The sequence below is a fragment of the Antribacter sp. NEAU-D49 genome (genome assembly GCF_057158775.1).
Map to the genome: position 1 here is coordinate 93,293 of NZ_JBXTSN010000004.1, position 16,183 is coordinate 109,475.

16 protein-coding genes and 1 riboswitch are annotated in these 16,183 nt (G+C 69.8%); of the genes, 10 read left to right on the plus strand and 6 right to left on the minus strand.

Annotated elements, in window-relative coordinates:
- Positions 1 to 16: 16 nt before the first annotated feature.
- From lpdA to AC060K_RS05240, 3 genes are all read left to right on the plus strand, one after another.
- Positions 17 to 1,420, plus strand: coding sequence for a dihydrolipoyl dehydrogenase (gene lpdA / locus AC060K_RS05230; RefSeq protein ID WP_483764404.1), 1,404 nt, complete (start codon positions 17 to 19; stop codon positions 1,418 to 1,420).
- A gap of 185 nt (positions 1,421 to 1,605) precedes the next feature.
- Positions 1,606 to 2,898, plus strand: coding sequence for a tyrosine-type recombinase/integrase (locus AC060K_RS05235; protein WP_483764405.1), 1,293 nt, complete (start codon positions 1,606 to 1,608; stop codon positions 2,896 to 2,898).
- An 80-nt stretch (positions 2,899 to 2,978) separates the two neighbouring features.
- Complete coding sequence (locus AC060K_RS05240; protein WP_483764406.1) at positions 2,979 to 3,212, plus strand: excisionase family DNA-binding protein; 234 nt, start codon at positions 2,979 to 2,981, stop codon at positions 3,210 to 3,212.
- A gap of 50 nt (positions 3,213 to 3,262) precedes the next feature.
- Here the strand turns inward: AC060K_RS05240 and AC060K_RS05245 are convergent, their stop codons facing one another.
- From AC060K_RS05245 to AC060K_RS05255, 3 genes are all read right to left on the minus strand, one after another.
- Entirely contained in the window at positions 3,263 to 4,384 is a 1,122-nt protein-coding gene (locus AC060K_RS05245) for a ParB N-terminal domain-containing protein (protein ID WP_483764407.1), read from the minus strand.
- The gene (locus tag AC060K_RS05250; RefSeq protein WP_483764408.1) at positions 4,381 to 5,193 is read right to left on the minus strand and encodes a hypothetical protein; all 813 of its coding nucleotides are present in this window, start codon (positions 5,191 to 5,193) and stop codon (positions 4,381 to 4,383) included. Before AC060K_RS05250 ends, AC060K_RS05245 begins: the two co-directional genes overlap by 4 nt.
- 142 nt (positions 5,194 to 5,335) lie before the next feature.
- Complete coding sequence (locus AC060K_RS05255; protein WP_483764409.1) at positions 5,336 to 5,506, minus strand: hypothetical protein; 171 nt, start codon at positions 5,504 to 5,506, stop codon at positions 5,336 to 5,338.
- 432 nt (positions 5,507 to 5,938) lie between these two features.
- On the opposite strand from AC060K_RS05255, the gene AC060K_RS05260 reads away from it, so the two are divergent.
- Positions 5,939 to 6,181 (plus strand): hypothetical protein, encoded by a 243-nt coding sequence (locus tag AC060K_RS05260; protein ID WP_483764410.1) that lies wholly within the window; start codon positions 5,939 to 5,941, stop codon positions 6,179 to 6,181.
- Positions 6,182 to 6,297: 116 nt separating this feature from the next.
- The gene (mobF, locus tag AC060K_RS05265; protein ID WP_483764411.1) at positions 6,298 to 9,900 is read left to right on the plus strand and encodes a MobF family relaxase; all 3,603 of its coding nucleotides are present in this window, start codon (positions 6,298 to 6,300) and stop codon (positions 9,898 to 9,900) included.
- A 45-nt stretch (positions 9,901 to 9,945) separates the two neighbouring features.
- Here mobF and AC060K_RS05270 read toward each other — a convergent pair whose 3' ends face one another.
- Entirely contained in the window at positions 9,946 to 10,599 is a 654-nt protein-coding gene (locus tag AC060K_RS05270; protein WP_483764412.1) for a TetR/AcrR family transcriptional regulator, read from the minus strand.
- Positions 10,600 to 10,701: 102 nt separating this feature from the next.
- Between AC060K_RS05270 and AC060K_RS05275 the strand changes: the two genes are divergently transcribed.
- Both AC060K_RS05275 and AC060K_RS05280 read left to right on the plus strand, forming a co-directional pair.
- On the plus strand, positions 10,702 to 10,869 hold the full coding sequence (locus AC060K_RS05275; protein ID WP_483764413.1) for a hypothetical protein: 168 nt from the start codon (positions 10,702 to 10,704) through the stop codon (positions 10,867 to 10,869).
- On the plus strand, positions 10,869 to 11,375 hold the full coding sequence (locus AC060K_RS05280) for a DUF2269 domain-containing protein (protein WP_483764414.1): 507 nt from the start codon (positions 10,869 to 10,871) through the stop codon (positions 11,373 to 11,375). Before AC060K_RS05275 ends, AC060K_RS05280 begins: the two co-directional genes overlap by 1 nt.
- Before the next feature lie 149 nt (positions 11,376 to 11,524).
- On the opposite strand, the gene AC060K_RS05285 is transcribed toward AC060K_RS05280, so the two are convergent.
- On the minus strand, positions 11,525 to 12,292 hold the full coding sequence (locus tag AC060K_RS05285) for a C40 family peptidase (RefSeq protein ID WP_483764415.1): 768 nt from the start codon (positions 12,290 to 12,292) through the stop codon (positions 11,525 to 11,527).
- A riboswitch (cyclic di-AMP (ydaO/yuaA leader) is annotated at positions 12,291 to 12,460 on the minus strand. Its footprint overlaps the gene before it by 2 nt.
- Before the next feature lie 321 nt (positions 12,461 to 12,781).
- Here AC060K_RS05285 and AC060K_RS05290 point away from each other — a divergent pair.
- Complete coding sequence (locus AC060K_RS05290) at positions 12,782 to 12,982, plus strand: heavy-metal-associated domain-containing protein (RefSeq protein WP_483764416.1); 201 nt, start codon at positions 12,782 to 12,784, stop codon at positions 12,980 to 12,982.
- A 74-nt stretch (positions 12,983 to 13,056) separates the two neighbouring features.
- Here AC060K_RS05290 and AC060K_RS05295 read toward each other — a convergent pair whose 3' ends face one another.
- On the minus strand, positions 13,057 to 14,421 hold the full coding sequence (locus tag AC060K_RS05295) for a copper resistance CopC/CopD family protein (RefSeq protein WP_483764417.1): 1,365 nt from the start codon (positions 14,419 to 14,421) through the stop codon (positions 13,057 to 13,059).
- A 705-nt stretch (positions 14,422 to 15,126) separates the two neighbouring features.
- Between AC060K_RS05295 and AC060K_RS05300 the strand changes: the two genes are divergently transcribed.
- Together AC060K_RS05300 and AC060K_RS05305 are read left to right on the plus strand one after the other, a co-directional pair.
- Positions 15,127 to 15,531: a hypothetical protein gene (locus tag AC060K_RS05300; RefSeq protein ID WP_483764418.1), complete on the plus strand. Its 405-nt coding sequence runs from the start codon at positions 15,127 to 15,129 to the stop codon at positions 15,529 to 15,531.
- 98 nt (positions 15,532 to 15,629) lie between these two features.
- Positions 15,630 to 16,175 carry a DUF305 domain-containing protein gene (locus AC060K_RS05305; RefSeq protein ID WP_483764419.1) on the plus strand — a complete coding sequence of 182 codons (546 nt, stop codon included), beginning with the start codon at positions 15,630 to 15,632 and terminating at the stop codon, positions 16,173 to 16,175.
- Positions 16,176 to 16,183 lie beyond the last annotated feature (8 nt).

A 16,183-nucleotide genomic window follows, 5' to 3' on the forward strand; every position in this document is an offset into this window, starting at 1 on the left:
GAATAGGCTGAGACCCATGGCTTCCCACTACGACGTCGTGCTCCTCGGAGCGGGCCCCGGCGGCTACGTCGCCGCCATCCGCGCGGCCCAGCTCGGCAAGTCCGTTGCGATCATCGAGGAGAAGTACTGGGGAGGTGTGTGCCTCAACGTCGGGTGCATCCCCTCCAAGGCGCTCCTGCGCAACGCCGAGCTGTCGCACATCTTCACCCACCAGGCCGACTTCTTCGGCATGTCGGGTGACGTGACGTTCGACTTCGGCAAGGCGTGGGACCGCTCGCGCGTCGTGGCCGAGGGCCGCGTCAAGGGCGTCCACTTCCTGATGAAGAAGAACAAGATCACGGAGTACGACGGCCGCGGCACCTTCCGCGACGCGAACACCATCGAGGTTGCGCTGAACAACGGCAGCACCGAGACGGTGACGTTCGACAACGTGATCATCGCGACCGGCTCGAAGGTGCGCCTGCTGCCGGGCGTGGAGCTGTCCGACAACGTGGTCACCTACGAGACCCAGATCATGACGCGCGACCTGCCGCGGTCCATCGCCATCGTCGGCGCGGGCGCGATCGGCATGGAGTTCGCGTACGTCCTGAAGAACTACGGCGTGGACGTCACGATCATCGAGTTCCTCGACCGTGCCCTGCCGAACGAGGACGCGGACGTCTCCAAGGAGATCGCCAAGCAGTACAAGAAGATGGGCGTGCCGATCCTGACGTCCACCAAGGTGGAGACCGTCAAGGACAACGGCTCGTCCGTGTCCGTCACGTACACGGGCGTCAAGGACGGCAAGGCCGGCTCGCTCGAGGTCGACAAGGTCCTCATGGCCGTGGGCTTCGCGCCGAACGTCGAGAACTTCGGCCTCGAGAACACCGGCGTGCAGCTCACCGACCGCGGCGCCATCGCGATCGACGACCACATGCGCACCAACGTGCCGCACATCTACGCGATCGGTGACGTCACCGCCAAGCTCATGCTGGCGCACGTCGCGGAGGCGCAGGGCGTCGTCGCCGCGGAGACCATCGCCGGTGCCGAGACCATGACGCTGGGCGACTACCGCATGATGCCGCGCGCCACGTTCTGCTCCCCGCAGGTGGCGTCCTTCGGCCTCACCGAGCAGCAGGCGCGCGACGAGGGCTACGACGTGAAGGTGTCGTCCTTCCCGACGATGGCCAACGGCAAGGCCCACGGTCTCGGTGACACCACGGGCTTCGTCAAGCTCGTGGCCGACGCCAAGTACAACGAGATCCTCGGCGCGCACATGATCGGCCCGGACGTCTCCGAGCTGCTGCCGGAGCTCACGCTCGCGCAGAAGTGGGACCTCACGGCCGACGAGATGGCCCGCAACGTGCACACGCACCCGACGCTGTCGGAGTCGGTGCAGGAGACGATCCACGGCATCGCGGGGCACATGATCAACTTCTGATCGCTCCGGCCGGCTCGTCCGGCCGAAGCGCCTGGCCAGAGGCCCGGAACCGCGGAATCTCGCGGTTCCGGGCCTTCTTGCGTCTGGGGTGTCGTGGACACCTGAGGTCGTAGGAGGTCCGAGATTGCCACCCGCTATGGCACGGGGATGGCACGACGGACACGACGCGATCCAGGAGGACGACCATGAGCGAGACGACGAAGCAGCGAAGCCGCGAGGCGTGGGGGAGCCTGCGACGGCTCCCCTCGAAGCGGTGGCAGGCGCGCTACACGGGACCGGACGAGAGAACCTACAGCGCGCGGACGGAGGACGACCGGCCGCTGACCTTCGTGACGAAGGGTGACGCGCGGGCATGGCTCAACCGGGTGCACGACCGCATCGCGCGCGGGGAGTGGTTGCCGCCGGAGGAGGCGGCGCGGCGCCGTCGGGAGGAGGCGGAGGCTGCTGCGGTCCGCGACGTGACCTTTCGCGAGTACGCCGAGCAGTGGCTGGACCGGATCGCACACGAGCCCGGCAAGGGTGGGAAGGTGCGGCGCCCAGGAACGGTGCTCGCCTACCGCGGCCGGGTGCACAACTACCTGATGGAACCCCTCGGCGACGTTCGGGTGCGGGACATCGACATCGCGCGCGTGCGGGAGCTCGCGTCGCGGCTCGCAGCCCTGCCGTCCGTGCTGAAGCCCGGAGCGAAGCACAACGGTGTGGCGGGCGATGCCATCGACACGCTGAAGATCATCCTGAGGGCGGCAGTGCGGGACGGGATCCTGGCGACCGTGCCGGACGTGCCGACGCCCTCGCGCAGGTCGGTACGGCACGACGACCAGCACACGCCGGAGGACGACGTCGCGACCCCGCAGCAGGTGGATTCGCTCTACGAGGCCGTGCCGGAGCTCTGGCGGGTCGCGGTGCTCCTGGCTGCGTGGTGCCAACTCCGGCGCGGTGAGGCGTTGGGCCTCCAGCGGCGAGACATCGTCTGGGACGCCGACCGGAAGTCCGCAACGCTGTTCGTGCGGCGGCAGAAGAACGGGACGACGGGGAAGCTGGCCGACCCGAAGTCCGAGAAGGGTGTGCGGTCCATGTCGGTGCCGCCGCTGATGCTCGACCGGCTGAGGGAGCACCTGGACGCTCGTGTGGCGGCAGGTCCGACGGCGCCTGTCCTGCCGACCGAGCCGAAGGGCACCAAGCACCTGTCCTCGTCGCAGTGGAACAGCGTGTGGGCCGAGTCGAGGAACGCGGTCGGAGGGCTGCCTCCCGGCTACCGGTTCCACGACCTGCGACACACGGGCCTGACACGGTTCGCGCAGGAGGGGGCCACGCTGGCCGAACTGATGCGGCGTGGCGGACATGCCGACGTCAACGTGGTGCTCCGCTACCAGAAGGCGACCATGCAGCGTGACATCGACCTGGCGGCACGGATGAGCGCGACGGTCGTGAAGGAGCTGAGGCGCACGCGGAGGCGTGGCGGAGCAGCGGCGGCCTGACGTCGCCCGGCGACGCGCGTCCGGACCCTTGGTGTGTGCCGCGCACCTGAGTTCTGAGGACAGGACTCGGGAGGCTCATCATGTCTGCTCGAAGGATCACGGCTCGGGACGAGGCCGCTGGCGTCCAGCGGAGCGGTGAGGGGCGCCTGGTCGCTCTCGATGTTGCTGCCGAGGCGCTGAGCGTGTCGGTCAAGACGCTGCGTCGTCGCATCGCGGACGGCACCGTTCGCGGCTACCGGGTAGGGCGCCTCGTGCGGGTCGACGTCGACGAGGTACGTGCGGCGCTGGTCGTGGTCATCCCGACGGTGCGCTGACCGTGCCGGCTGGCGCTTGCGCGGGCTGTGGCAAGCGGGACGCCTCATGCCTAGAACTGACCCGGTGCCGGACGGCGTCCGGCATCGCGGAAATCCGCTTCGCGTAGATCCTCCGGTCCGCGGTCCGGCGACCGTCGCGAGCGCTTCCCGGCACTTTCGTTGGGATCGGCGATGGGAGGGGTTCGCGCGTTGCGGCCGGTGTCGCGGAAGGTGGTGATCTGGTCGGCGAGGTGTTCGAAATGGTTCCAGTCCTCGTCGCTGGCGGCGGTCGCGATGGCGGCGGGGTTCGTGCCGTCTGCCTGGCCGCAGAGGTTCTGCCAGAGGTTGTCCAGGGCGTGCAAGGTGCGGACGAAGTCCTGATCGGCTGGTGCCTTCGCCCGCGGCTTGGCGGGCTTCGCGGAGTTCTTCGTCGCGGCCTTGGCCGTGACGCGGGCGACGGCTCGGGCGGCGTCGTCGGCGAGGTCGTCGACGGTGACGGGCGCGATGGTGGTGCGGGTGGGGTCCAGGGCGGCGATCTGGATCATGGCGTGGTCGTAGGTGGGGAAGGTGGGTGCGCCGGCCTGGATGTCCTCCACGGCCAGGGCGGCGAGCTGGCGGGCGACGGGGGTGGCGGCCTCGTCGTCGGCGATGGCGCGTAGGGCGCTGATGCGTTCGAGGCGTTTGTAGGCGGCTTTGCCGGTGACCAGGACGGCGGCCTTGTGCCGGGCGTCGCCAGGGTGTTGTGGTTCCGGCAGGTTGCCGGGACCGCCTGGTTCCGTCTCGTCGGGTGTGGGGTTCGGTGTCGTGATCGTGGGGTGGAAGCGGGTGGCGGCCTGGCGGCGGGCGGCTTCCTCGCGTTCGACGGTCAGGATCTCGTCGTACAGCTCGGACTCCTCGACCGGGTTCAAGGGCTTGCGCTGGGTGTTCTCCTCACGCTCGGCGAGCAGGGCGGCGAGGTGGGTGGAGATCCCCGAGCGCACGTGGACGGCGATCGTGGTCCACCCAAGCCGGCGGGCGGCCTCGAGCCGCCGGTGCCCGCAGATCAGGACCCCATCCGGGGTGGCCGTGATGGGCTGGAGCAGACCGAGCCGGTCGATCGACGCGGCCAAGGGTCCCAGGTCCCCGAGGTCGTGGCGGTGGCGGGCACCGACGGTGATGGAGTCGACGGCGCGGTGCAAGGCGTTGTCGTTCACGCGGCCACCACCTGAGGCCGGGCCGCGAGCAGCGCCGTGACGAGGGTGTCGTCGGCAAGCAGGGACCGGACCGGTTCACCGGTCAGGAGCCGGCGCAGCACCCCCGGCTGCGATGCGCGCGGTGTACCGGTGCCGATGAGGACTCGGCAGAGTGCGGTCCAGGTGCGGGGTGGGACGTCGAGAAGGCGGGGCAGGGTCAGGTCGCGGCGCAGCGCCTCGTACGCACGCTGGGGATCGCCGGCGGTGGCGAGGCGGTCGCAGACATGCCCGACGCCGAGCTCGGCGACCGCGCGGGGCCAGCCGAGCGAGCACAGCAGCTCGACGGCGTTCGCCACACAGATGCGCACCTGTACCGGGGTGAGCCCGCCGGTGCCCCGCGCGGCGGTGCCGGGTCCCGGCTCGTCCACCGGGTCGGCAGCCGGGTGGTGGTCGCCGAGCCGGACCACCCGGGCCAGGCCCGTGTCGGTCAGCAGGCGGCGGGCGGTGCTGGTGGAGCAGAGCAGGGCGTCGGCGCGCTCGTCCGCGGCCAGGGTCAGGCGGACGGCGTGGGTGACCACCGCCCACGGGTCGCGCGCCCGGGCGGTGGCGGGGGCGCGCAGCACGTGGAACGCCGCAGCGGCGGCGTCCAACGGTTGTTGGTGGTGCTTGTGGGCCAGGGCCGCGTACCGGGTCGAGCACAGCTCCAGCAGAGCGCTCGCCTGCGGGTCGCTCGCCCACGCTGCCGGGTCGGTCTGGAGGCGGAGCAGCAGGGCTCGTAGTCCCTCGCTCGTCGTGAACGACCCGCCCGGCGGGGTGCGGGGCGTGGTCATCGGTGGTGGTCAATGGTGCTCGCCTCCTCCGCCGCGATGTGGACTCTGGTGTCGAGGATGACGAGCGCCCGCATCCGGTCGCGCACCCCGAACCAGGGGTGCGTAGCGGCCGTGGCTCCGGGACGCGTGCCGTCGGTCCCGGTCAGGTGCGCACCCCCGTGCGCACCCCGGAAGACCGCTCCCGGCCGGACAGTCCGACGCTCCAGGGCTGGCCGCCCACGCCGGACCCGCATCGCGGGAACACCGCGCGCAGCCGGTCGCCGGGCACGCGCGGTGGGTCGCGGTGCGTGGCGGACGGGCTCATGCGGGTCATACCCAGCACCGTGCCACACGGAATTCGCGCAAAACGCATTGGTGAAACCGCGCAGGGACGCCGCTCGGAACCGTTCGGGCAGGTCAAAACCGCGCGCTACTCGTCCTTGCCGCATGCCCCCGCGATACCGCCCGGCGCGGCTTTGTTCGGCGATGACCGCCCACGAGCCCGCCCACGCGGCGGACGGTCCAGCCACTCGCGGGAGACCGTCCCGGAACCGTCACCAGCAGAACAGAGCGCACCGGCCCCACCGTTCCGGTGCGACCCGTCAAGGCTCGGCCGGAGCGTGTCGTCGCGTCAGGGATGTGTGCGCACCCCCGGCGTGCTCGGCCGTGCGCGGCGGGGCGTTGGCGCCGTGGGCCGGCCACTCGGATCGGGGCGACGGCCGCGCCGGGGGACGTGCGCGCACCTGGCCGTCAGGAGGTATTCGCCATGCCCACTTCCACAACGCCACCCATCACCACCACACCCATCACCATCACCATCACCATCACCATCACCATCACCATCACCATCACCATCACCATCACCATCACCATCACCATCACCATCACCATCACCATCACCATCACCAACCCAGTCACACCTCAGGCAGTCGAGGGCGGGGCTGCGGATGCAGTGGATGTCACCGCCCTCGGCAGCGCCGGGCGCCGGCCCGGGGGTGGTTCGCGGTGACGGTCTCGGTGCGGAAGATGAGTGCGGGCAACGGGTACGAGTAGCTGCTGAAGTCGGTCCGCAACGCCGACCTCGACGCACCCGCCGCCCCGGTGGTTGGGCTGGCAGGTTCGTGGGTGGATCCGGTGGCGGCGTACTACGCCGAGGCGGGGACCCCGCCGGGGTTCTGGCTCGGTGCCGCCGTACGGGATCTCGGGCATGGTGAGCAGGCCCCGGGGGACGGGGTGACCACGACGCACTTGCGGCGGCTGCTGGGTGCGGGCGTCGACCCGATCACCGCCGAGCCGTTGGGCCGCCGGTACCCGAAGTATCGTCCGGTCGGGGAGCGGATCGAGGAACGCGCCGCCCAGCTCGACCCCGCACTCTCCGTTGGGGAGCGGGCGGCGGCGGTGGACGCGATCACCGCGGAGGAGGTCGCGGCGGGGGACAAGACCGCGACGGCAGGGTTCGACCTGACGTTCTCCGCCCCGAAGTCCGTCAGCGTGCTGTGGGGGCTGTCGGACAGGACCACCCAAGCGTTGATCCTGGCGGCGCACCACCAGGCCGTCGCCGAGACCGTCGCGTTCATCGAAGCCCACATCGCGAGCACCCGGGTCGGCACGGACGCCGGGGACGGGTCCGTCGCGCACGTGGACGTGACCGGGCTTGTCGCGATGGGGTTCGACCACTGGGACTCCCGTTCCCACGACCCCCAGCTGCATACCCACCTCGTGGTGGCGAACAAGGTCAGAGCGGTCGTGGACGGGAAGTGGCGGACGCTGGACTCGAGGGCCCTGTTCAACGCCAACGTCGCGTTCTCGGAGTTCTACAACGCGGTCCTTGCCGACCGCCTCACCGCCACCTTGGGGGTGACGTGGTCGCGGCGTCAGCGAGGCCGGGACCGGTCGGCGGTCCTGGAGATCGACGGCATCAGTGACGACCTGCTGGCCGAGTTCTCGTCACGCAGTGTGGAGATCGAGCACTGCGCCGACGCGCTGATCCGCGAGTACCGCGAGAAGCACGGGCGCCAGCCGTCGCGGCGAACGATCGTCAAGCTCCGTGCGCAAGCCACGTTGGCGACGCGTCCGCCGAAGACCCTGCGGTCGCTGGGCGACCTCACGGACTGGTGGCACCAGCGCGCGACCCGCGTCCTTGGCAGCGACTCCCGGGCGTGGGTCCGGGGTCTGCTGGCCGGCGCCGCGCGCCGCGCGAGCGCTGGTGCAGGGGCGGCGCGGCTGTACTCGGCGGACCAGGTCCCGGACGAGGCGATCACCTGTGCCGCCGCTGCGGTGCTTCTGGTGGTGGGGGAAAAGCGCGCCACGTGGCGGCACTGGAACCTGTGGGCCGAAGCCGAACGCCAGACCAACACCTGGCGGTTCACCACCGCCGAAGACCGCACCCAGGTAGTGGCCCGGATCGTCTCTATCGCTGAGGGTTCCAGCGTCGCCTTGACGCCGCCGGACCTGGCTCCCACGCCGCAGTTCCTGCTCCGCGCCGACGGCACCAACACCCTGCGACCCCGGCACGCGACCATCTACACCTCTGAAGCTGTCCTGGCCGCAGAAGAACGACTGCTCACCCTGGCGGCCGACACGACCGGCCGTGCCGTGGCCGGAACCCTCCTGCGGTCCGTCATCGAGGACGCGACCGGCCAGGGGATCGTCTCCGAGGCGCAGGGCGAGGCGGTCCTCTCAGTCGCCACCTCAGGACGCGCCCTGGACGTCCTGGTGGGTCCGGCCGGGAGCGGGAAGACGACCACGATGCGGTTGCTGCGCGCCGCGTGGGAGCACGCCCACGGCACCGGCTCGGTGGTCGGCCTCGCGCCCTCCGCCGCGGCCGCAGAGGTCCTGGCCGCCGAACTGCGGATCGGGTGCGAGAACACCGCCAAATGGCTCACCGACCACACCGCCGGAGCGACGGTGTTCCGGCCGGGGCAACTGGTCATCGTGGACGAGGCTTCCCTGGCCGGCACCCACACCCTGCACGCGATCACGGCGCATGCCGCGAGCGTGGGGGCGAAGGTGCTGCTGGTCGGGGACCCGGCCCAGCTCTCCGCGGTTGAGACAGGCGGAGCGTTCAACCTCCTGGTCACCGAACGCAAGCGCGCGACCGGGGATGTGCCGGAGCTGACCGAGGTCCACCGCTTCACCCAGCAGTGGGAGAAGACCGCGAGCCTGCGCCTGCGCGACGGCGACCCTAACGTCCTCGCCCTCTACGAGGAGCACGACCGCATCCGTGCCGGGACGACGGAGGAGATGGTCCGGGCCGCGTACGAGGCGTGGAAGGCCGACAGCGACGATGGGAGGGTCTCGGTGCTGATCGCGGCGGACGGGTCGACGGTCACCGACCTGAACCGTCGCGCCCGCGCCGAACGCCTCCTGGCCGGGACTGTGGACGACGGGCGCGCCGCCCGCCTGACCGGTGACGTCGAAGCCTCGGCGGGGGACGTGATCGTGACGCGTCGCAACGACCGCCGCCTGCGCCACGGGCACGACGGGTGGGTCCGTAACGGCAACCTCTGGCAGGTGCTTGCCGTGCACAGGGACGGGTCGGTCACCGCCAGCCGCATCGACCCCGACCAGCAGGCTCGGAAAACGCCCACCAGCACAAACACCCGTGGCAGGAACCGCATCGGGGAAACCGTGCACGCCCGGCGAGGAAGCGCGCACCCGGCCGGGACGGTCCGGCTGCCCGCCGCCTACGTCGCCCAGCACGTCGACCTGGGTTACGCGATCACCGCCCACCGCGCCCAGGGCCTGACCGTCGACACCGCCTACACGGTCGCCACCCAGACCATGACCCGCGAGGCCCTGTACGTCCCGCTCACCAGAGGACGAGACGCCAACGTGGTGTTCGTACCTGTCGACCAGCCCGACCACGACCAGAACCACGACCACGCCCCGGCCGCCGGGCATGTGGACCACGACGTCCCCGACCTTGCCCGAGCCCGGGCGCGGGTGGTCCTGGCTGGCATCCTCGCCCGCCCCGGTAGCGAGCGCACCGCCCACGAGACACGACGCGCCGAGCGGGAGCAGTACGCCTCCATCGCCAGGTTGGCCGCCGAGTACGACACCATCGCCAGCCTCGCCCAACGCCCCCGCTGGGAACGTCTCGTCGCGGGTGCCCTCCGTGCCGTGGGTCTCACCGAGCCCGAGGTTGCCTACGTGCTGGCGTCCGAGGCGTTCGGACCCCTTTGTGCGCAGCTGCGCCGCGCGGAAGCTCATGGCCACTCGGTCGACATCCTGCTGCCACGCCTCGCCCGATCGCGGAGTCTGTATGAGGCGGACGACGTCGCCGCAGTCCTCCACCAACGCGTCGAGCACGCTACCGCCAGACCCGCGGTGCTCAGGCCGAGCCTGATCGCGGGCCTCATCCCCGAAGCCCTCGGCCCACTCCCGGACGACGTTCGCCGAGCACTCCAGGTCCGAGCTCACCTCATCGAGCAACGCGCGCACCACCTCGCCGCACGAGTAATCCGCGACGGTGAACCGTGGCTACGGCACCTGCCACGCCGACCTGCCGGAACCGACGCCGACAACGACCGGAGACGGTCTATCGTCGCCGCCGACCGCGAGAAGTACGACGTTACGAGCGACGCACCCCTTCGAGGCGTGCCAACGAGTCTTGCGCAGCGCGATGACGTCCGACGGCTGACCTTCGAGGTCCGCGCGCTCGTGGACGAACAGCACGAGCAGCGCAACCGATCGCGCGACACACAGCGCCGCGGGCCAGAGTTCTGAAACCGGCAGCGGACCGTTCCACGAGGCGACCTTTGCGTCTGGTCTCTATCGGCGGTCACCATGGTCGCAACGAGGCTCGTGATGAGTCGTGGTCCTTGCGCTCGGCTTGCCGTGCCGGACCTCCGGTGAGTATGCGAGTCCGTCCAGAACTACGCACGTGAGTGCAGCAACCCCGGCGAGGTCCTTCGCACTGCTGGACGATTCCAGGGCCCGGCGGCAGTACGCAGCGAGGTCGTCCGGGTCGAGGTCTGTGCGGACAAGGCCCTCGGCCGCGGCCTCCGCAATGAGGCTGGCGAACACGCTGTGCAGACGACGCTCAGCATCGGCGACCTCGTGGCCGCGATGGACGAGCGAGCTGATACTTGCGGACGAGTGTTTTCCGCGGTGGAAGCAGATCGACGAGTAGGCGGTGGCGACGGCCACGAGCCGAGCGCCGGTCGGCTCCGCTGCTCCGCGCAGGTCCTCAAGGGTCCTGAGATGGTCCTCGACGTGCCGCCTATGGTGCGCCACGAGGATCGACTCGATGTCTGCGAAGTACTTGTAGAGGGTTGGGCGACCGATCCCAGCAGCCTTTGCCACCTGCGACATGGTCAGCGAGAACGGGCCTTGTTCTTCGGCCAGACGCCAGGCTGCCTCCGTAATGGCATCCCGCACTGATCGGCGATGGCCGTCGATCGATTCCTCCCACAGCTTCGGCATCAGCCAATTGTATGGCTCGTCGTCGTCGTGACACTCTGACGGCAGCCGATACATTTTGTATTCAAATACTGATCTGCCAGCAGACGACATGAGGAGACGACCATGATGGAGAGCGCATCGGATGCGGCGCCGGGCAAGCCTCGAGAGCCCCATCCGGGGCTGCCTCGGTGGGTCAAGTTGCTGGCGATAGGCGCCGCGACAGCAGTTGTCGTGCTCGTGCTGGTCATGCTGCTCGTGGGCGGCGATCACGGCCCTGGTATGCACGGCTGATGCCGATGTCCCCGGCGATCCGGAAACTGATGCTGACGGTTCACGTCGCCAGTTCAGTGGGCTGGCTCGGCGCGATCGTCGCCTACATCGCATTGAACGTGCCCATCTTTGCAAGCGACGACCAGCAGACCGTGCGGGCTGCGTACGTGATGATGGATCCGGTGTTGCGGTATGCCTTGATCCCTCTCGCTGCGGTAGCGCTTGTGACCGGGATCGTCCAGGCCCTCGGTACGCCCTGGGGATTGCTGCGGCACTACTGGGTGGTGATCAGCCTTGTACTGACGGCTGTCGCGTTTGTGATCCTGGTGCTCCACCTGCCCGCGGTCGAGGCCATGGCCGCAGTCGCGGCGGACCCCGCTGGCGATGTCGACCAGCTCGGCGGGGATCTGTTCCACGCGGTCGGTGGGATGGTCGTGTTGCTCGTCCCGTTGGCTCTCAACATCTACAAGCCGCGGGGGATGACGCGGTACGGCTGGCGCCGCACTCAGGTACGCGACCCAGCGTAGGGGCCTCCCGGAGGATCTGTGGCGAGCGGGCCATGACCGCTCTAGCAGCCCACACGCCGGTGCGCCTGGTCCACGAGGGACCAGGCGCACCGTGATGTCACCCTGAAGCTCGGGCTGTCAATCGAGTGTCGAGGCCTGAGGAGCGGGGCTCAGCCGACGCGGATGAAGGTCGGGCTGTCCTGCCAGAGCTTGCTGTAGCGCACGGTCTGACCCGGGACGGGGGCCTCGATCTGCATTCCGTCACCGGCGTAGATCGCGATGTGGCCGGGGCTCCAGATCAGGTCGCCGGGCTGTGCCTCGGCGCGTGAGACCACGGTGCCGGCGTAGCGCTGCTGCGACGACGTGCGGGGCAGGGTGATGCCGACCTTGGCGTAGACGTACGAGGTGAAGCCGGAGCAGTCGAACCCGGCGGGGGTCGAGCCGCCCCACAGGTACGGCACGCCGAGGTACTGCATGCCGATGGCGACAACGTCCGAGTTGGCGCCGGCGAGGACGGGCGCGGCCTCCTCCGGGGTGTCGGCGGCCGGGACGGGAGCGGCGCGTGTCTCGGTCCGCGAGGCGACCTCGACGACGGACTGGAGTTCGGGTTCGGGCTCCGGCTCGGGCGCCGGGGTCACGGCGATCGTGCCGGTCTCGACGATGAACTCCGTGTCGGCGGCGACCGTCACCACAGGGGCCGAGGCCAGCGACTGGCGGGCGTCCGCGGTCAGCGCGTGGAAGTCGACGGTCGACACCGATCGGTCGTTCGCATTCGCGGGGGCGCTGAACATCCCCATGATGAGGCCGGAGCCGGCGGCGACGACGGCGCCCCGGCGGGCGGCGGCGCCGAAGTTGCGCGCAGCGGCGCGCGACAAGGGGGTCAGCGGGGTGATGGGGCTACGGGCAGCACGATGGCGCCCGGGCGTGCATGAGGTCACGTCGGTTCTCCTACCGCCTGCGAGGTGAGCTGTCGGGTTCGGGTCGGAGACAGACCCGGCCGCACACCTACCCGTGCGGCTTCACCCCAAGGACACCGGTGGTGCCCACTTGCATGGGTCCCCCGTCCCTGTCATCTGGTCGTACGAACCTCGGGGCGGTGACAGGGCTCGGCGTCCGCCTCGGGCGCCCGCGGATTCTCCGCGAGATGGATCGACCGTAACCCAGGATCGCGGAAATGTCACAGTCAGGTCACGACCCCCGAGTCCCCTGTCTTGTGACGTGACCGAAGTGCCGGGCTTGGGCATCAGCGGGCACTGAGAATACCCGCCGGGGGTATTCTCAGTGCAGCGCAAGGTGCTCCCGAGGCGCCGCTCCATGTGCCCAGCCGACCAGAGCGGGCCCGCGGCGCAGCTGAACCACCCTCCGGCACCACGGGCGTACACGAGGCAGTCGCCAACCAGGCGCCGCCGCATACGAGAGGAAGCAATATGAGCACCACGACGTACGCAGTCCAGGGAATGACGTGTGGTGGCTGCGCCGCCAAGGTCACCGGTGCCGTCAGGCAGGTCGACGGAGTCGAGGACACGTCGGTCGACCTCGCGGCCGGCACCGTGACGGTGGTCGGCCCCGGTGCCGACCAGGACGCGGTCCGTGTGGCCATCGCCCAGCTCGGTTACCAGGTCGCCTGAGCCGCCAAGACAGCACCGCCGCCGTCGGCGAGCTTGTAGCTCGTCGACGGCGGCAGTACGGGCCCGCCGCCACCTCATGCCGTGGTCGCCGCACCCACGAGCCAACCAGTGATCAGCACGACCGCCATCATGAGCACGGTTTCGGGTGTAGCAGTGCGGTGCAGAGCCTCCCCGGAGGGGCGGCCGTGCCGGCGTCCGTTCGTCGCGCTCAAGAGTGGAACAGTGTGGAAGTGGTTGTAGGCGCCGATGAGGCCGACCACAGCCACGACTGCGACCTTGGCGAGCAGAGCAAGGCCCCAGTCTGTCTCCCACAGTTGGGACACGCTGTCGAGAATCGTCGCCGTCAGTAGGACGCCAGCTATGCCGACGACCGCAAGGGAGGCTCCAGCGGTCACCGAGAACCTGGCAGCCATCAGCCCGACGTCGAGGTGTCGTCGTTCCTTCTGCCGATGCCGGAGGATCACGGTGAGCATGACCACACCTCCGAGCCAGGTCGCCGCACCCGCCAGATGGGCGACGTCGGCGGCCAGAACGAGCCAGCGTGGATCCGCGGTGTTGCTATGACCGTCGAGGACGATGCCGGCGGCGGCCAGGACGACGCCGACCATGGAGACGGCCGAGGTGCGCAGGCTGCGACGAGCCCCGGCCAGGACGGCGACGGCTCCGGCCGCATGCAGGCCGATCACCCAACCTGTCGCGCCCGCGAGCGAGTCGACGACGGCCGACGGCGAGACGGCGGCCGTGATGTCACCGTGGGCGAGAGTCACCGCCCGAGAGGCGACACGCAGGATCAGCCCGACCAGGATCACCGCACCGGTCCAGCGCACCGTGGAGAGCACGACGGGGATGTCCTCCGAGTCGCGTCCGCGCAGAACGAGACCGGCGAACGCTAGGCCGCCTGCTGCGACGAGCCACCCCCAGAGCGTCGCCGCGTTCCCGGACCTCCCTACCGCGTCGACGAAGGGCGGCACGGGGTGATCCTGCATCGACCCCATGGAGTGTCCCGAGTGCGACGCCGAAGGGCTGTCGTCGGAGTTGCCCGCCGAGCCCGATGCAGCTGTCGGTTCGCCGACGGTGAAAGCCAGGCGCCCATCGATCGTGTGACCGTCCTGCGCCGCGACGGACCAGCTCACGGTGTAGCTGCCGTCAGCCAACGGCGTGCCCGGCGTAGCGACGACGAGGACGCCGTCTTGGGCTTGGGTAACTTCGGCGTCGATGGTGCCCTCGGGGCCAGCGATCTCGACGGCCTCGCCGATGGGCGTCACTGGGAGCGTGAAGGTCAGGGTCACGGCGGCGACCGGACCCGTCGACGTGGACCCGTCCGCAGGATCGGACGAGGACAGCTTCGTATGGGCAAAGGCAGGCGTCGCGCACCAGACCGTCAGAGCGGTCGCCGCTAGCAGAGTGCGCACGAGTCTCAGCGCGAGGGTACTTGGCATGGCCGAGCGGCCTTCCGTCTCGTAGTGATGAACACACAGCGGCACCACCGCGGGACGGCGAACCAGGCGCTGTCGGCGGGGTGGCTCGTGGCGGCACTACGTGCGGCTGATACCCAGTGCGTCCAACGATGGTTCACACCATGCCCTCGTTGACGCCCTCACCGGACAACAGACCTGGACGAGCCGTGTCAAGACCCGGCCGGGGGCGCCGCCGGCCGGCAGGGCTAGGGTCAACGGGCCGGGCGTCGGCACCATCAGGCACATCACCGTCGACTCGTGGCACTCGCAAGTCTGACTGCAGTGGCCTGACCCGTCCCCACGGACTTGCGAGAGCGGTTCGATCACTGGTCCCGGCGGGACCTGAACGCGTTCTGGGAGATCGACGGCTCCTGCGGAAGCGGACGAAACCGATGCGTGCCCGGCCATGGCGTGCATGGAGACCACACCTGCGACCACGACCGCGACGACGAGCGCGCGGATGAGCGCGCGGACGATTCCTCGCCGCGGTGCGGGGAGGAACGATCGAAGCTCGGTCACTGTCGGCATGTCGTGGGCAGCGTAGCCGCTGCACTGTCACCTGGGCCGAGCACGGCTGGGTGGTCCCCGAGAACCCGCTAGTATCACCGGCGACGACAGATGGAAGAGGGCGAGCGGGTGACATCGAGGCGGGCGCACATCCACGGGACCTGGCCTATGGCCGGCACGGTGCAGTCCTACCGTGCCGCTCTCGTGGCACTGGTTGCGTGCCTGGTCCTCGGTGTCGTCGTCATGCATGCGATGAACGGTTCGTCGCACCACAGCGCATCGGCTCAGGCGCCATTTGCACCTGTCGCCTCCACCATCCAGGCCGTGGTGCTCCCGCCGGGAACGGCAGAGGCCCAGCCGGCCCCCAGCCAAGGGTGCGACGACGGCTGCGGCGCCGACTCCGTGATGACGGCGATGTGCCTGATGATCCTCGTCACGGTCGTCGGGGCGGCGCGCCTACACCGCAGACCGCTTCCCTGGGGCGTCCCCACCCTCGCTATGGGCACGCTCGTGCCGCCGGTCTCTCCTCGGCTCGCGCTCGTCGCAGGGCCGTCCCTGATCGCTCTCGGGATCAGCCGGACGTAGGAGTCCGCCGCCTGCCGGTGCCCCTCCGACGCATCGGCAGTTGCAGCGCGCCCACCGACTGGGCGGTGACCTACGACGTACTACCGAGAGGCAATTCCATGAAGCGCATTTTCGCGACCCTCATCTCGTTCACCACCGTGCTGGGGCTGGCCGCCTGCGGCACGTCCGCAGACACAGGCGGGTCCGGCGAGTTCAACGACGCCGACGTGATGTTCGCTCAGATGATGATCCCCCACCACGAGCAGGCGATCGAGATGTCGGACCTGGTCGTGGACAAGTCAGGGCTGGACCCGGAGATCGCGGCCCTGGCCGAGCAGGTCAAGGCCGCGCAGGCACCTGAGATCGACAAGCTCAACGCCTGGCTCGAGGAGTGGGGCGCCGACGCCGGGGACATGGGCGGTATGGACCACGCCATGGACGGCATGATGAGCGAGGACGACCTGAAGGCCCTTGCCGACGCCGACGGCGCCACGGCAGGCGAGCTGTTCCTCGAGCAGATGATCGCCCACCACGAGGGCGCGGTGGACATGGCCGAGACGGAGGTCGCCGACGGCGCCCACGCCGAGGCGATCGCCATGGCGGAGTCGATCATCGAGAGCCAGACGGCCGAGATCGAGAAGATGGAAAGCTTCCTGGCCAAGTGACCTGAGTG

Bases quoted from the DNA above. Each gene is read 5' to 3' on its own strand.
- AC060K_RS05260 (WP_483764410.1), top strand. From the start codon at position 5,939: ATGCCCACTTCCACAACGCCACCCATCACCACCACACCCATCACCATC.
- AC060K_RS05255 (WP_483764409.1), bottom strand. From the start codon at position 5,506: ATGACCCGCATGAGCCCGTCCGCCACGCACCGCGACCCACCGCGCGTG.
- AC060K_RS05275 (WP_483764413.1), top strand. From the start codon at position 10,702: ATGATGGAGAGCGCATCGGATGCGGCGCCGGGCAAGCCTCGAGAGCCC.
- lpdA (WP_483764404.1), top strand. From the start codon at position 17: ATGGCTTCCCACTACGACGTCGTGCTCCTCGGAGCGGGCCCCGGCGGC.
- AC060K_RS05270 (WP_483764412.1), bottom strand. From the start codon at position 10,599: ATGCCGAAGCTGTGGGAGGAATCGATCGACGGCCATCGCCGATCAGTG.
- AC060K_RS05240 (WP_483764406.1), top strand. From the start codon at position 2,979: ATGTCTGCTCGAAGGATCACGGCTCGGGACGAGGCCGCTGGCGTCCAG.
- AC060K_RS05305 (WP_483764419.1), top strand. From the start codon at position 15,630: ATGAAGCGCATTTTCGCGACCCTCATCTCGTTCACCACCGTGCTGGGG.
- AC060K_RS05295 (WP_483764417.1), bottom strand. From the start codon at position 14,421: ATGCCAAGTACCCTCGCGCTGAGACTCGTGCGCACTCTGCTAGCGGCG.
- AC060K_RS05290 (WP_483764416.1), top strand. From the start codon at position 12,782: ATGAGCACCACGACGTACGCAGTCCAGGGAATGACGTGTGGTGGCTGC.
- AC060K_RS05280 (WP_483764414.1), top strand. From the start codon at position 10,869: ATGCCGATGTCCCCGGCGATCCGGAAACTGATGCTGACGGTTCACGTC.
- AC060K_RS05250 (WP_483764408.1), bottom strand. From the start codon at position 5,193: ATGACCACGCCCCGCACCCCGCCGGGCGGGTCGTTCACGACGAGCGAG.
- AC060K_RS05235 (WP_483764405.1), top strand. From the start codon at position 1,606: ATGAGCGAGACGACGAAGCAGCGAAGCCGCGAGGCGTGGGGGAGCCTG.